This window comes from Bacillus sp. FSL W7-1582 (genome assembly GCF_038593325.1).
Classification (GTDB): Bacteria; Bacillota; Bacilli; order Bacillales; family Bacillaceae; genus Bacillus; species Bacillus altitudinis.
Window position 1 is genome coordinate 272,900 of record NZ_CP151987.1, and the last position, 16,171, is coordinate 289,070.

Sequence of the window (16,171 nt, forward strand, 5' to 3'; positions counted from 1 at the left end):
AGAGAGATCATAATATGAGAAAGAAGGACATGCCGATGAATGTAAAAGAGTATATGACGTATGATGCGACGGGACTGGCGTCACTTGTGCAGAAAAAGCAGGTCACGCCCGAAGAGCTTGTACAAGCTGCATTTACTAGATTGGAAGAAGTGAATCCAGTACTAAATGCGGTGATTCATACTAGACGAGATCAAGTGTTCAAAGACATGAAGTCACTAGATGCGGATCAGCCGTTTGCTGGTGTTCCGTTTGTGTTGAAAAATATATCGCAGGGGCTGGAGCATGAACCTTTGACAGCGGGTGCTTTGCTGTTAAAGGATGTAAAGGCGCAAACAGATTCCCACTTTGTCCGTCGATTGAAGCAGGCTGGGCTCCTCATGATCGGTCATACGAACACACCTGAATTCGGATTGAGAAATGTGACAGAACCCTTTTTATATGGTCCGACGAGAAACCCTTGGAATGCTGACTATTCTCCGGGCGGTTCAAGCGGCGGGACGGCAGCAGCTGTGGCAAGCGGTATCGTACCTGCGGGTGGAGCGAGTGATGGCGGAGGGTCTATTCGGATTCCGGCATCCTTTACTGGTTTATTTGGACTCAAGCCAACAAGGGGGAGAACACCGGTCGGCCCGGGTGCAGGAAGGCAGTGGCAAGGAGCTTCCATTGACTTTACGCTCACAAAAACAGTTCGAGACAGTGCAGCCCTGCTTGATTTGCTTCAAGTCATTCAGCCAGAGGCTGCGTTCCAAACGCCATTATATGACGGCAGCTATCAGGAGGATTTAGTGAAACGAACCTTTTCTATGCGAATTGCTTACAGTGTAGACTCTCCAGTAGGCACGAAGGTGAGTGAGGAAGCAAAGCAGGCAGTCTTGAACACTGTGAAATGGCTGAGTGAACAAGGGCATCAAATTGAGGAAGCGAAGCCGGACATTGATGGTGTCCATCTAATGCAGCAATATTATGTCATGAACAGCGGTGAAATGTCTGCCTTATTTACCTCTCTGGCTCGTTCATTCGGGCGTCCGGTGAAGCCTGAGGAGACAGATATTGTGGCATGGGTACTGGCGGAAGCAGGAAAAAATGTGACGGCTGCTGCTTATACAGAAAGTCTTGATGCATGGGATATGGCCGCTGCAAAAATGGCCGCATTTCATCAAACCTACGATCTATATGTGACCCCAGCTACTGCCTATTCGGCTCCAAAGGTTGGCGAGCTGATGCATAACGATCAAGAAATGTCTGCATTGTTACGTGTGTCATCCCTTTCAATGCAAGCACAGCAGGATCTAATTTATGAAATGTTCCTCAAGAGTTTGACCTACACACCATTTACACAGCTGGCTAACCTAACCGGCCAGCCATCTATGAGTGTGCCAGTTCATCTCACAGAAGCAGGCATGCCTTTAGGCGTTCAGGTGACAGCACCGAAAGGAAAAGAGGACTGGCTGCTCAGACTGGCGTCAGAAATAGAATCATCCTCATTATGGAAAGGAACGCATCCATTACTGAATCAATAACAATGGCATCGACGTTGGTCTATGGAGGAAAGGAGTGTCACACGTGAGTACGAAGGACAAAATCATTCAAACGGCCGCACTTCTTTTACGTAAACAGGGATATCATGCGACAGGGTTGAATCAAATCATTAGAGAGAGCGGCACGCCGAAAGGATCTCTTTATTATTATTTTCCAAATGGAAAAGAAGAGCTAGCCATAGCAGCCGTTGAATATATTAGTCAAAGGGTCATCGATCAAATTGAAGCAAGCTTTGCCTATTCTGATGACCCATATGTCGCCGTCGATCATTTTATGACAAATATCATTCGGGGTTTTATGGAGCAAGAAAGTGAAAGAGGGATACCGATTGTCTTACTGGCGGCAGAGTCAAAACCTGAACATACAAAACTTCATGCTGCATGCAAACAAGAAATGATCCGCTGGCAAGAGCTTGTCAAAGAAAAGCTGATGAATAGCGGATATGATGAAATAAAAGCGGATGAGCGGGCATCTCTCCTTCATTCAATGGTCATCGGCGGATTATCAATGACTACTGCATTAAAGCAAACGACACCTTTAGAGCACGTAAAATGTTACCTTAGACACTTATTTATGCGAGAAGAGTAAAATCTCTCGCATATTGCCTATCTATTATATCAATTGGTCTATATAATAAAGATAGTCAATTAGTCATGAGGAGTGATGGGATGTCGGAGCAACCACAATCGATCAAGCAATCCGAAGATACCTCTTTTTATACCGTGTCCGGTTCGGGGGAGCTGTATGGTTTGGAAAATCAGCTTGTACATGTGCTGGCAGAAGCAAATCAAACAAATCAACTGTTTGAGCTTGTCTTAATCACAGGTGGGAAAGGTGCTTACTTTCCGCTGCATTGTCATGAGACGCTATTTGAAACCATCTTTGTGCTGGAAGGGAAGCTGGAAGTGATACTGGACGGTAAAAAGTATATGGTGACGGCCTGTGATTATATTCATATTCCGCCCAAAACAATTCATGGCTATAGAATGCATAGTCACAAAACAAGGTTTATTTCTTATGCACTGGGCGGGCAAATGACAGATGTCTATCAGCAAATCGGAAAGAGGCTGTTGCAGAATGAATGGCCGATGACTGATCACCCATTTGATGCAGACAGCTTTCATCAGGCTGAAAAAGAAAGCGATATCATGTTGATGCACGGCATTAGAGAGCTATCCAATACAACCAAGCCAGCTGTTTTGTTTCATAGTCAGCTCCCACGCGCAGTGCAGCCATATGTGCTGGAGGCTGGTGAAGGAAAGCAATACATGGTCGAAGGTCAGCTTCATGAGCTGATTGCGACAACAGAAACAACAGGAGGCGGATTCAGTTATTTTGTGATTGAAGGGACAAAGGGAAAAGGCTTACGTCCGCATTATCATGAAGTGCATACAGAAGCACTTTATTGTGTTGAAGGCAGAATGAATCTTCAGTTAAACGGAGAAAATATTTGCTTGATGCCCGGGGATTTTGCTTATATTCCTCCGAATACCGTTCACTCGTATGAATTCGTATCTCATTCAAATAAAATGTTGGTTTTGCTACTGCCTGGGTATATTGAGCAAGTGTTTGAACAATTTGAAGAAGCACAAAGTCCAGGTATGTGCCCTTATTTTATACAGGAAGGGAACAGGATGGAGGGTGGAGAGACCTCTGCTCAGTATGATTTGGTGTTTGTCGAAGAGAAATAGCTGTGTAACGCGTTACACATATTGAAGTAAACAACCTGCTGAATCAATCGGCGGGTTATTTTGTTTTCCCTTGTGGAACAGCATCCCTATTCATATGTATGAACCATCCATTCAAGGTGAAGCTATAGACATGATGACCTTAGCTAAAGGAGGAAATGCAGATGAGAGCTGTCACCTATCAAGGGAAAAGCCGCATTGCGGTGAAGGAAGTAGCTGCACCATCTATTCAAGATCGTGAAGATGTCATCGTTCGAATTACATCTACAGCTATTTGTGGGTCAGATTTACATTTATATCAAGGGAATTTCCCGCTTCCTATCGGCTATGTGATTGGGCATGAACCGATGGGGGTGGTAGAGGAAGTCGGGCCGGATGTCACTGCGGTGAAAAAGGGAGATCGTGTCGTCATTCCATTTACCGTGGCGTGTGGTCAATGCCAGTATTGCCATCATCATCTAGAAAGTCAATGCGATCACTCAAACCCCCATTATGATTCAGGCGGACTTTTTGGATACAGTGAGAAATATGGGAATTACCCCGGAGGACAGGCTGAATATTTACGTGTGCCCTTTGGAAACTATACACCATTTAAGGTGCCGGATGATTGTGAGCTAGAGGATGAACAATTGCTGTTTTTATCAGATGTTCTGCCAACTGCTTATTGGAGTGTAGAACACGCAGGTGTAAAAAAGGGGGATACAGTCATTGTGCTGGGGTGTGGACCTGTTGGGTTAATGGCACAGCAATTTGCTTGGCAAAAGGGAGCAGAGCGGGTCATTGCTGTTGATTACATTGACTACCGTCTACATCATGCAAAACGAATGAGCGGCGTAGAAGTATTTGATTTTACAGAAGACCCTGACATGGGAGAAACCCTAAAGGAGCTCACAAAAGGCGGGGCGGATGTTGTCATTGATTGTGTGGGGATGGATGGGAAAAAGTCACCGCTTGAAAAGATTGAACAGAAGCTCAAGCTGCAAGGCGGAACGATAGGGCCCATTCAAATTGCCACAAAAGCTGTGAGGAAATGCGGGACTGTTCAGCTGACGGGTGTGTATGGAGGTCTTTACAATATGTTCCCATTAGGTGCTTTTTTCGCAAGAAACGTCACGCTGAAAATGGGACAGGCACCGGCGAGAGGGTACATGTCAAAGCTTTATCAAAAAGTGACAACCGGGGAAATTGATCCTAGAGCGATCATCACACATCAATTACCGCTAGATGATGCAGCTCATGCGTATCACATATTCAATGAAAAACAAGATGATTGTATAAAAGTCATCTTAAAGCCATAAAAAGAAGGCTTAGGATATTTCCTAAGCCTTTAATGTGCGCTCGTCCATCATTTTTTCGATTAATTCAAAAAATGTTTTTTTATCTTCTTCTGATAGGTGATTGAACAGTTGATTGACAAGCAGCTGACGATTGTCGATCATTTGTCTGGCGATTTGTTCACCTGATTCAGAGAGTGTAATCCATACCGTACGGCGGTCATTGTTATTTCTAGAGCGGATAATCAGCCCTTCATCTTCTAAGTGATTGAGAGCGGTTGTTGTTGCGGAGGGAGATAATGAAACTTCCTGCAGAATATTTTTCACAGTACATGATTGATGGCGGTAGATGATGCGTAAAATAAACCCTTTTACATTCGTGACGTTTTTCGGGATATTCTCTTCATCTATTCGTTTCGTCGCCTTTAAATACTTTGTCAGTGCATGGTCTAACAAACTTGCCTCTAGCTCGAAATGTTGCATTCTCCATACCTCTTTTCCTATTGCATTCGCATTTTCCGATCAATTACTAGGTCTATCTTATCATAATAAGCATCATCATTTAAACCAAAATGGAAGACGGCTATAAAATTACCTATATTATCAATTAATAAAAGGAACAATTCCAAAATGAAATGATTTTACTTTCACCTCTTTTTATTTTAGAATGTGAATGAGATAAAATCTGCCAATCCAATTCACTGGAAATTGGCTATTGGACATCAAACGTTTGGAGATGAAGATATTGAATACTTTACAGGCATTACTAAACGACAGAATGGAACGCTCTTCACAAATTGAAGCGGTAACTGGCGGAGGTGTGTCTTATACATTTGAAGAATATGCAAAACGCATTGATCAGCTGGCGCATTACTTACATCGTAAAGGAATTCGAAAAGGTGACCGGGTGTGCTTTATTTGTCAAAACCATCATCACTTTTCTACGATTATGCTGGCAGCCATTAAAGCAGGTGCAGTCGCCGTACCGCTTAGCTGGCAGCTTACCTCTTTTGAGCTAGAAGGTATCTTGAAAAAAGCAGAGCCAAAGGCTTTATTTTTTGACCGTGAATTCCGTGACATCATTGCGGCAGTGAATGTGTCTTTAGAAGATTGTCTCATGGTGGAATCTGGTGTCAATGCGAAAACAACACAGCTGTTTGAAGGCATATTGGCGTCTAATGATGGAAGTGATCTTGCTGAGCAGGTATCAGAGGAAGATTTGGCCATGATTTTATTCACCTCAGGTACAACAGGTAATCCAAAAGGCTGTATGGTCGGACATGGACGAATCTATCAATTTTTAACAAGACGTGGGAATCGAGGATTTGATCTGAAAGGAAAACGATACTTGGCAAGTCATCCGCTATATCATATGAGTTCAATTAATCACCTGATTGCAGCTGCAATTGAAGGGTATACGTTAGTCTTCTTACATGATGCAACGCCGAAACGCATTTTAGAAACGATTGAGAAAGAAAGAATTACGTTTATGATGGCTTTCCCATCAGCTTATACGTACATGCTAGAAGAAATGAAGCGCGGTTCGTACGATCTCTCATCTTTTGAAATTGCGATTTCTGGTGGTACGAAGGTACCGGTACGCTTAATTAAAGATTACAAAGAAGTAGGCATTCAGATGATGCATGGCTATGGAAGTACGGAAGCGTGGGTTGTGAGTGCGTGGCATCCAGCGATGGGCGAGGATAAGATGGGCTCTGCTGGTAAAGTGGATCCGGATGTAGAAGTCAAAATCGTGCATCCTGAGACAGAGGAGGCGCTCCCAGCTGGAGAAATTGGCGAGGTCGTCATGAGAAGCCCATTTTATTTCTTAGGCTACTATCATCAACCTGAAGCGACAGAGAAAGTGCTCAAAGATGGCTGGTTCCATATGGGGGATGCAGGCTATCTGGATGAAGACGGTTTTCTTTACATCACAGGGAGATACAAAGATGTGATTCTATACGGTGGGGATAATATTTATCCTGACCAAGTGGAAGAGGTCATTGATCAAATTCCAGGTGTAATTGAATCTGCTGTCATTGGGGTACCAGATGACTTATATGGCGAAGTACCAACTGCGTATATCGTAAAAGACGAATCTGTCGATTTCTGCGAAGAAGATGTGTTGAATTACTGCAAGGAACGTTTAGCAGATTACAAAGTGCCATCCATTCATTTCACGCAGGATCTGCCAAAAAATAAACTTGGTAAAATCATGAAGAAAGATTTACGTGAATTGGTTGTGAATGCGTAGGACCTATTCTGCTATAATGAAATTTGAATGATTTTTTTGTTTTTCTAACGTTTTGGAGGGAAAGGGTTTGCGACATATACTTCGTAAGAAACACATTCACGATTTGTTAGAACAGAGCAGACAGCAAAAGGTAAAGAAAACACTGGGCGGGCTCGATCTCACGCTCCTTGGCATAGGGGCTGTGATTGGGACGGGGGTCATGGTGTTAACCGGAATTACAGCAGCTAAGGATGCAGGACCGGCTGTTATTTTCTCCTTTGCGATCGCAGCGATTGTGTGCAGTTTAGCAGCACTTTGTTATGCAGAAATGGCTTCTGCGCTGCCTGTGTTCGGCAGTGCGTACATTTATTCATATACCACAATGGGTGAGCTCGTAGGTCATCTCATGGGATGGACGTTATTATCTGTTTATATGCTGACTGCTTCAGCTGTAGCGAGTGGCTGGTCGAGTTATTTTAACAGCTTGCTGGAGGGGTTTGGAATCTCAATTCCACATCAATTTTTAGCTGGTCCAGAACAAGGCGGATATATGAATTTGCCAGCAATTATCATTGCTTTACTCATTGCGTGGATCCTATCTAGAGGAACGAAAGAAAGTAAAAAATTCAATAATATCATGGTGTTTGTGAAACTTGGCATTATTGTTCTTTTCATTGTAGTAGGTGGTTTTTATGTAGAGCCAGCCAATTGGCAGCCGTTCATGCCGTTTGGTACGGAAGGGATTATTGCTGGTGCCGCTGCTGTGTTTTTTGCCTTTTTAGGATTCGATGCCATTTCAGCTTCTGCAGAAGAGGTGAAAAATCCACAGCGGAACCTGCCAATTGGTATTATTGGTTCATTGCTCATTTGTACGATCATTTATATTGTCGTTTGTTTGGTCATGACAGGCATGGTGCACTATACGAAGTTGAATGTGACAGAGGCAATGTCTTATGTATTGCAAAGTGTCCATCAACATAGCGTGGCTGGTATTATTTCTGTCGGTGCTGTGATTGGATTGATGGCTGTGATTTTCGCCAATAATTATGCGGCAACTCGAATTGCTTTTGCGATGGGGCGGGACGGGCTCTTGCCTAAAGTGTTTTCAAAAACAAACAAAAGTGATACACCTGTTGCCAGTATATGGGTGATTGGCGGGATGACAGCTGTTATTTCAGGGTTTATTGATTTGAAGGATCTGTCCAACCTAGCCAATATCGGTGCATTATTAACGTTTGCGATGGTGAGCTTATCCGTACTCATTTTGAGAAAGACACATAAACAGCTGGAAAGGGGATTCCGGGTTCCGTTTGTACCGGTTTTGCCAATTATCTCGATGGGCTGTTGTGTGTTCCTGATGCTCAATTTACCAGGCCGGACATGGCTGTACTTCGGGGTTTGGCTGATGATCGGTGTCGTCATGTACGCAGCATATTCTAACAAACATAGTGAATTAGCGAAATCTGCTTGAGAAAAAGGTGCAAATCCGTTGACGATTTGTGCCTTTTTTCATACGATTTGGGATAAGCTATATAAGAGATAATGAACGGAACAAGAGGAGGATGAGGGAAATGATCAGCGTTAGTCCTTATATTGTCGTAGAAGACGTCAAAGAATCTCTTCAATATTATCAAGGAATTTTTGGCGGAGATATTCGTATCTTAAATGAACATCAAGACCGTGTATTGCATGCTGAGCTACACCTTGGAGAATCACTGCTCCACTTTTCAGATACATTTGGTCGCACACCAAAACCGGAGAATCTTCGATTGATCATGCAGTTTGACAATGAGGAAGAGTTAAAGGCTGTATACGAGGCGCTTGAAGCTGACGGAGATGTCCTTGTAGAATTACAGGATACGTTTTTTGGCGCACTTCATGGACAAGTACAAGATCGGAAGAATGGTCTGATATGGGTGCTGAATTATATGAAATAAATAAAGACCTTCACCCTTGTGAAGGTTTTTTTGTGAGTGTTTTTATTTTCTGAAAAATGGAAAATATGCTATGTTGGAAGAATGATAAGACATGGGGAAAGGGTGGAAAAGGAATGGATCAAATTGAGTTTCAATATATTCAAACAAACGGCATAAAGCTCCATACAGCAATGGCTGGTCCTGAAGATGGCCCACTGCTGGTTCTGCTGCATGGATTTCCTGAGTTTTGGTATGGTTGGAAAAATCAAATCCGCCCCCTGGCTGAGGCAGGGTATCGTGTCGTTGTTCCTGATCAAAGGGGATACCATCTGAGTGACAAACCAGAAGGAGTCGAATCATACGTCTTAGACAAATTAAGAGATGATATCGTGGGATTAATTAAGGCGCTGAGCCCAAATCAAAAGGCTATTGTCAGCGGACATGATTGGGGCGGAGCTGTTGCTTGGCATCTTGCTTCAACCCGTTCTCAATATGTAGAAAAATTAATCATCGTCAACATGCCGCATCCTCGTGTGATGATGAAGGTCCTTCCGTTTTATCCGCCGCAGTGGAAGAAGAGCTCTTATATCGCATTCTTTCAGCTTCCAAATGTACCAGAGGCAGCCCTTCAAGAAAATCACTTTCAAAGACTGGATGAAGCCATTGGACTATCTGCTAGACCTCATTTGTTTACAAAAGAAGATGTCTCAAGCTATAAGCTGGCATGGACGCAGCCGGGAGCCATTACGTCCATGTTGAATTGGTATCGAGGTATTAAAAAAGGCGGCTTTGAAAAACCGATTTCCAAACGAATTCTCGTGCCTGTCCGCATGATCTGGGGAATGGAGGACAAGTTTCTAAGCAGAAAGCTCGCAAAAGAAACGATCAAAATTTGCCCAAATGGACAGCTGATTTTTGTCGATGATGCCACTCATTGGATCAATCATGAAAAGCCAGATGTCGTGAATAAGCTCATACTCGAATTTTTAACATAAAGAAATAAGCTCTGATCATATGACCAGAGCTTATTTGTTTTATCCGATTTGATTCTTTTTCAAGGAAACAGGTTCGTCGTCCCAGCATTCAATCTGTTCATTGTTCGGAACGGCGTTTTTATAGAAAACAGGATCTTTGCCTTCTTTTTTCTGTCGCATGTAATCCTTCAGTGCTGCAAAGGCGACTTTAGACAGCATGGTAATGGCAATGAGGTTGACGATGACCATGAGACCCATGAATAAGTCGGCCAGACCCCAAACGAGAGGAACAGTGGCAATGGCTCCGAATAGAACCATGCCAATGACAGCCACACGATAGATGTTGAGCCAAATTTTATTCGCTCCCAAGAATTCAATGTTCGTTTCACCATAGTAATAGTTACCGATTAACGTACTAAAAGCGAATAAGAAAATCATGATCGCTAGGAATCCAGAAGCCCAAGGCCCAATGTGCTGACTTAATGAAGCCTGAGTTAGCTCAATTCCTTGCAGATTGGTTGTTTTATACGCATCAGAGAACAGGACAAGAAAGGCTGTGCTTGTACATATAATTAACGTATCTGTTAACACACCAAATGCTTGGATTAACCCTTGTTTGACTGGGTGGCTCGTGACAGCAGTTGCTGCTGCGTTAGGGGCGCTACCCATACCGGCTTCGTTTGAGAAGAGACCGCGTTTAATCCCTTGTAACAATGCTCCACCTAGTGTACCGCCGGCAAACTGTTCAAATCCGAAAGCGTGCTTCACAATCGTACTGATGACACCTGGCAGTTCAGTAATATTTGTGACAATCACAAAGAAAGCAATCCCGATGTAAGCAACGGCAAGAACCACGACAATATATTCAGATGCTTTTGCAATCGCTTTGATCCCTTTGAAAATAATCGCTGCAAAAATAACAGCCATAACGATTCCGACAGTTAAGCGATCTAGACCAAAAGAGTTTTGAAAAGCGACGGTGATTGTATTTGATTGCACGGCGTTAAAGACAATCCCAAAAGAGATCGTGATCAGGATGGCAAATAAAATTCCCATCCAGCGCTTGTTTAACCCTTTTTCCATATAATAAGCAGGTCCACCGCGGAATCCTGTTTTATCTTTTACTTTATACACCTGAGCTAGTGTACTTTCAACAAAGCTCGAAGCAGAACCGATAATCGCTACGATCCACATCCAGAAGATTGCGCCAGGTCCACCGATCGCAATAGCGATAGCAATCCCTGTGATATTCCCTGTTCCTACACGTGCTGCCATACTGATGGCAAATGCTTGGAACGGTGAGATTCCCTCTTTTTCTTTTCTTCCTTCTTTTAGAACACGCAGCATTTCTTTCAGCATTCTGACTTGCAAGAAGCGTGATCTATATGTGAAGTAGACCCCTACTCCAAGTAACAGAGCAATGACAAGATAAGTCCAAATAAAATCATTTGTAGTTGTTAAATAAGATAGCAAAGCTTTTTCGTTCATAACATCACCTCTTCGATTTCATCACTGTTCTTTTTAAAAAATACTGAGATCCCACTCTTTCGCGAGTTTCTTCAGCATCATGACACCGGTAATACTATTTCCACAATCGTCAATGGCAGGACCATAAATGCCGATACCGCAGCCTGTCTGAAATGGGAATTCTCTTCTTGCGCTTGGCGGAACGCAAGCCATGATTCCTCCAGACACACCACTTTTAGCTGGAACGCCTACGAAAGCAGCAAAATTACCAGACGCATTGTACATGCCGCATGTCAGCATCAATGCCTTTGTTAGTCTTGCGATATCTTTTGGAATGACTTGGACTTGTTTAAAGGGATGGTAGCCATCACTTGAAATAATCAGTCCAATCAAGGCGATGTCCTCTGTTGTGACCTCAATGGAACATTGCTTTAAATACACTTCTAACGTGTCCTCGACATCTGATTCTAAGTAATTGGTTTCTTTTAAATAATAAGCAAGTGCCCGGTTGCGGTGTGCCGTTGCCCATTCTGATTGATAAACCTCTTCATTAACAGAAGGACGCTTACCTATTAAGTTTTCGATTAAATCGAAAATATATGCTAGCTTTTCTGTAGAAGTCTTTCCAGGAAGGATGGAGGATACGGTAATAGCTCCAGCATTAATCATTGGATTAAAGGGCTTCCCTGGTTTATGCATCTCAAGGCGGTAGATGGAATTAAATGCATCACCAGTTGGCTCTACATCTACCCGATCCAAGACGTACGGAACGCCTCTTCCTAAACAGGCAGCTATAAAGCTGATGACTTTTGAGATACTTTGCAGGGTAAAGGGAACGTCCCAATCACCATAACGTACAGATGATCCATCTGGGCCTATCACGCTGATACCAAGTTGAGAGGAATTTACTTTTCCGAGTGCTGGAATGTAGCCAGCGTTCTGCCCGTTTTTGTAATACGGACGTATTTCTTCTGCCCATTGATCAACAGAAGACTGGCATGCGTGTTGTGTATTATTAGAAATTGCTGTTTTCATACGATTCCTCCAATCAAAAATCAAAAAGTACCCTATTGAATTGGCGGATGACAAAAAATGCGATCAAATAGGCACGAAAACATGTTACACATCTTCAAAGAACTTGTCATGCGCTGCTTGTACCACTCCTTTACACCTAAATATATGTTCAAATGAAGGCTTTGGCGGCGAAACAACAAAAAGGGTTTTTAGTGAAAATTCAGAAAACGCTTACATATAGTTTCACTAAAATTGTTCATTCAATTTATCTTGGAAACTACACAATCTGACGAAAATCTACAGAAAAACTTACAAATAAAAATCAGTCTACATGCAATTGTCTAAACAATTCCCATTATTGTAGACAATCTCCAAATCGTAGGATAGCTGAAAGGTCACCATGCCTCCTCGGAGAATAGTCATAAAAAATGATTTTGAAGAGAGAAGAAGCCGTGAAAATAATTTTTTTGCTCATTGTGAAGCAAAGAGTCTCCTTGTATACTGTGGCTATGTAAACAGGGGAAGGGATGTCAGTCATTTGAGTTTAAACCAGCTTGTCAAAAAAGACGCATTTATTTTGATTTTTATGATCGTCATTGTGCCGCTTGCGGGAGAGCTGAAGTTTTATCCTGTGAATGAAACATTTCGTATTAGTTTTGGGGCACCTGCGTTTTTCTTTTGCTTATTACTTTTAAGAAAATCAAGACCATTGCTGCCAGGGTTTTTAACAGGCGCAGCCATTGTCCTATTTCGGGTAGGTTTAGATCTTATTCAGCAAAAAGCTGATCTGGCTCTGTCATTTTATCAGCAGTTTCCAAGCTTCTTTTTTTACTTTACTTATGCTTTTCTTTTCTTTGTTGTCCGTACAGGACGTTTTAAGCAGCGTTCCATTTTTATTGGGCTGATCGGACTGATGATTGAACTGCTTGCTGATTTTGTTGAGCTGTTTGTACAATTTTTAGTGTTTGATACAACCATGACTTTCTCAAAGCTGAGTGATATGATCCTCATTGCATTTGCTCACAGCTTCGTGGTCATCAGCTTTTTTAATATGATGAGGCTGTATGAGGCACAATCAAGAGAGAAACAAATCATGAAGCAAAATGAGCATATGATGATGGTCATTTCAAATTTATATGAGGAAACAGTTCATTTAAAGAAAACGTTAAATCATACAGAGCACATAACGCAAGAATCCTATCGGCTCTATCGTCTGCTGAATGAACATGAGGCGGGAAGGAAAGTGAGTCAGGAGCTGCTCAAGCTTGCAGGGGAAATACATGAAGTCAAAAAGGACAATCAGCGTATTTACGCTGGGCTTTCAAAGCTAATTTCCAAGGAGAATATGCAAGATTATATGAGGGCAGAGGATCTTGTTCAAATCGTGATTCGCATTCAAGAGAAATATGCGCTATCTCTCGGGAAGAACATTTCCTTTACATCTGATATAAAAGGCATTCACTTGCATGAGTATCATGTGTTCATTTTCTTATCGCTGATTAATAATTTAATGGCAAATGCAGTTGAAGCAATTAAGCATGATGGAGCCATCTCACTCGTATTAAAAGGCAGTCATGATAAAATAGAGGTTCGGGTCGAGGATGATGGACCGGGTATTCCTGAGAAATTGAGAGAGATTGTATTTGATCCTGGATATACCTCAAAATTTGATGCATATGGAACACCGTCAACTGGGATTGGCTTATCCTATGTGAGAGAGCTGGTTCAAGAGCTGGACGGTCAAATCCAGATTGAGCAAAAAGAAACGAAAGGAACAGCTTTTCAGCTTGTCCTTCCGATAAAAAATTTAATACAGAGAGGGTGAGTGTATGCGATTTTTTATTGCAGATGATGATCGTGCAATACGCTCGATTTTAGGTCAGATCATTGAGGATGAGGATCTAGGAGAGGTCGTGGATGAAGCTGATGACGGCATAGGATTAGAAGCGCATTCATTGAACCTGAAAAAAGTAGACATCCTTCTGATTGATCTTTTAATGCCAGCTAGAGACGGCATTCAAACCATACGTCATATTCACCCTGAATTCAAAGGAAAGGTCATCATGATATCTCAAGTAGAAGCAAAAGAGATGATGGCAGAAGCCTATGAACTTGGAATTGAATATTATATTCATAAACCCGTCAATCGAATTGAGATTGTCAGTGTCATTCGAAAGGTCATGGAGCGGATCAAGCTGGAAAAATCAATTTACGATATTCAAGCTTCTCTTCGGCATGTGCTGCCATTAGAGCCAGTGATTTCTCATGAGACAGGTACTGGATCAAAGCGAAGAACGATGAAAGAGGCAGGGGAATTCCTCCTATCTGAATTAGGAATTGTCGGAGAGAGTGGCTCTAAGGATTTACTAGAGATATTGATCTACTTACATGAAACACAGACAGCCAATTCTCATGAGGTGAATTTTCCGCCATTAAAGCAGCTATTTATCAAAACGGCGGAACGAAAGCTTGGTCGTGGTGCGTCGGATGTGGAAGTGATGCGGGAAGTGAAAGCAGCAGAGCAGCGAATTAGACGAGCCATCCATCATTCCTTAAATCATTTCGCATCACTAGGGCTCACAGATTTTTCAAACCCTAAATTTGAGCACTATGCGTCGAAGTTTTTTGATTTCACTGATGTCAGCCAAAGGATGAAAGAAATGCAGAAGACTTCTTCATCCGCAGGGTCAACAGGCAGAGTCAATACGAAAAAGTTCGTGCAAATCTTTTATTTTGAAGCAAAGCAGCTATTCGAAGGGATGAGCTGAGGGAAATCTATTGGAATGATTGGAGAAAATAAACAGAGACAGAGTGCTTTTGACTATGAGCCGCCTTGCTCTTTTAGACGTCTTTGTTATTTATCTGATCATTCTGATTTTTCTTTTTTCTTGAAAATAAAACTCTCCTGTGCAATCGTTTGTTAAAATAGTGAGGTTAGACTAGAATGTCGGAGGTTTTATTTTGGGAAAAATTAAACGAAATGCGCTCTGCCCATGCGGAAGCGGAAAAAAATATAAACATTGCTGTGGTCAAAAGTCAGGCGGAGAACAAACGTCTGAGCTTGTGTTTAAGGAAGCTGTACAAGTTCAAAAGGATTTAATGAATTATGCGTTCTCTAAGCATCAGAGAGCGATCAATCAATTCATTAATGAGTTTTCTTTCCTAGCAGATATGGATAAAGAAACGCAACAAATCTCAGTCTTTCATTTGAGTGTATGGGGCATTTTCTTCCGCCCATTAACAGATAAGAAAGAGACCATCTTCCAAGAATTCCTGACAAAAAAAGCAGAAGATATTACCCGTCCTAAAACAAGACAAGTGGTTGAATCTTGGACAGACATGGAGCCATCTTTGCTTTTATTAAATGAAAAAACGGACGAGTCTCTTTACTTTGAGAATATGGTGACAGCTGAGAAGGTTGAAGTTGATGTGAAGCCGGATCAAACAGTGCTCCCTGAGAAAGGTAGTCTTGTTCTAGGTTTCCCTGTTCAGTTTGAAGAAAAGGCAGAGTTTTTCATTCAATATACGATGTTTGCGAAAGAGTTTACTGATACGCTTCTTCTTCAGGTTCGCCAGCTCGTTGAAGCACATGAGGCAAACGGAGGAGCACGCAGCACATTTATGAGAGAAGCCTTCCCTGAAGTGCTGAAGTGTATGTTTGCGAAGCAAGAAGTTGAAGAAACAGAAGCGCCTGCTCAAACAGAAGGAAGTACAGTAGGACTATCAGCAGATCGGATGAACTGGGCTAGTGACGTTCAGTTGGAAACAGCCAAGCTGATTGAAGACGGGATGAAAGAGCACGGTGACCAAAGCCTGACAGATGGCGCTTTAACAGTTTGGAAAGCTTACTGTGATCAGAAAGCACCTGTGATCCGTAAAGCGGCGTCATTTGCTGCGGGAATCGAATATTATATTCATTCACTTGCAAGCGATGCCCCGCTTTCTCAAGCACAAGTTGCTAAAAAGTATGGTATTAGTGCGTCCACTGTATCGAGCCGATTTAAAGACATTGAAAAAGCGGTCAAAGAAGAGCAAGAGACGACTGTATCATAGCATGAAAAAAGAC

The 16,171-nt window shown here is 42.3% G+C and carries 14 protein-coding genes; 11 read left to right on the top strand and 3 right to left on the bottom strand.

Translation table 11 applies throughout. The features are described from left to right. Nucleotides 1-35: 35 nt before the first annotated feature. From NSQ11_RS01555 to NSQ11_RS01570, 4 genes are all read left to right on the top strand, one after another. Complete coding sequence (locus NSQ11_RS01555; protein ID WP_099496278.1) at nucleotides 36-1,520, top strand: amidase; 1,485 nt, start codon at nucleotides 36-38, stop codon at nucleotides 1,518-1,520. A 43-nt stretch (nucleotides 1,521-1,563) separates the two neighbouring features. After that, entirely contained in the window at nucleotides 1,564-2,127 is a 564-nt protein-coding gene (locus NSQ11_RS01560) for a TetR/AcrR family transcriptional regulator (protein ID WP_039963234.1), read from the top strand. Nucleotides 2,128-2,207: 80 nt separating this feature from the next. Continuing rightward, nucleotides 2,208-3,230 (top strand): quercetin 2,3-dioxygenase, encoded by a 1,023-nt coding sequence (locus tag NSQ11_RS01565; protein WP_052320696.1) that lies wholly within the window; start codon nucleotides 2,208-2,210, stop codon nucleotides 3,228-3,230. Between the two features lie 161 nt (nucleotides 3,231-3,391). Beyond that, nucleotides 3,392-4,525: a zinc-dependent alcohol dehydrogenase gene (locus tag NSQ11_RS01570; RefSeq protein ID WP_035390568.1), complete on the top strand. Its 1,134-nt coding sequence runs from the start codon at nucleotides 3,392-3,394 to the stop codon at nucleotides 4,523-4,525. Between the two features lie 21 nt (nucleotides 4,526-4,546). On the opposite strand, the gene NSQ11_RS01575 is transcribed toward NSQ11_RS01570, so the two are convergent. Continuing rightward, on the bottom strand, nucleotides 4,547-4,984 hold the full coding sequence (locus tag NSQ11_RS01575) for a MarR family transcriptional regulator (protein WP_007498406.1): 438 nt from the start codon (nucleotides 4,982-4,984) through the stop codon (nucleotides 4,547-4,549). A 262-nt stretch (nucleotides 4,985-5,246) separates the two neighbouring features. Between NSQ11_RS01575 and NSQ11_RS01580 the strand changes: the two genes are divergently transcribed. From NSQ11_RS01580 to NSQ11_RS01595, 4 genes are all read left to right on the top strand, one after another. Next, complete coding sequence (locus NSQ11_RS01580; protein WP_342501217.1) at nucleotides 5,247-6,755, top strand: AMP-binding protein; 1,509 nt, start codon at nucleotides 5,247-5,249, stop codon at nucleotides 6,753-6,755. A 67-nt stretch (nucleotides 6,756-6,822) separates the two neighbouring features. Continuing rightward, the gene (locus NSQ11_RS01585; RefSeq protein WP_017358611.1) at nucleotides 6,823-8,205 is read left to right on the top strand and encodes an amino acid permease; all 1,383 of its coding nucleotides are present in this window, start codon (nucleotides 6,823-6,825) and stop codon (nucleotides 8,203-8,205) included. Nucleotides 8,206-8,305: 100 nt separating this feature from the next. After that, complete coding sequence (locus tag NSQ11_RS01590; RefSeq protein ID WP_008342155.1) at nucleotides 8,306-8,671, top strand: VOC family protein; 366 nt, start codon at nucleotides 8,306-8,308, stop codon at nucleotides 8,669-8,671. Between the two features lie 113 nt (nucleotides 8,672-8,784). Continuing rightward, nucleotides 8,785-9,645 carry an alpha/beta hydrolase gene (locus tag NSQ11_RS01595; protein ID WP_335357976.1) on the top strand — a complete coding sequence of 287 codons (861 nt, stop codon included), beginning with the start codon at nucleotides 8,785-8,787 and terminating at the stop codon, nucleotides 9,643-9,645. 39 nt (nucleotides 9,646-9,684) lie between these two features. Here the strand turns inward: NSQ11_RS01595 and NSQ11_RS01600 are convergent, their stop codons facing one another. After that, a complete protein-coding gene (locus NSQ11_RS01600) occupies nucleotides 9,685-11,112 on the bottom strand; it encodes an alanine/glycine:cation symporter family protein (RefSeq protein ID WP_046342539.1) in 1,428 nt (475 codons plus the stop codon). A gap of 33 nt (nucleotides 11,113-11,145) precedes the next feature. Continuing rightward, nucleotides 11,146-12,126 (bottom strand): glutaminase, encoded by a 981-nt coding sequence (locus tag NSQ11_RS01605; RefSeq protein ID WP_008342152.1) that lies wholly within the window; start codon nucleotides 12,124-12,126, stop codon nucleotides 11,146-11,148. A 517-nt stretch (nucleotides 12,127-12,643) separates the two neighbouring features. On the opposite strand from NSQ11_RS01605, the gene NSQ11_RS01610 reads away from it, so the two are divergent. From NSQ11_RS01610 to NSQ11_RS01620, 3 genes are all read left to right on the top strand, one after another. Next, complete coding sequence (locus NSQ11_RS01610; RefSeq protein ID WP_272511965.1) at nucleotides 12,644-13,930, top strand: sensor histidine kinase; 1,287 nt, start codon at nucleotides 12,644-12,646, stop codon at nucleotides 13,928-13,930. A gap of 4 nt (nucleotides 13,931-13,934) precedes the next feature. Further along, nucleotides 13,935-14,873: a response regulator gene (locus NSQ11_RS01615; protein WP_017358606.1), complete on the top strand. Its 939-nt coding sequence runs from the start codon at nucleotides 13,935-13,937 to the stop codon at nucleotides 14,871-14,873. A 193-nt stretch (nucleotides 14,874-15,066) separates the two neighbouring features. Further along, a complete protein-coding gene (locus NSQ11_RS01620; protein WP_017358605.1) occupies nucleotides 15,067-16,158 on the top strand; it encodes an SEC-C metal-binding domain-containing protein in 1,092 nt (363 codons plus the stop codon). The last annotated feature ends 13 nt before the right edge of the window (nucleotides 16,159-16,171 follow it).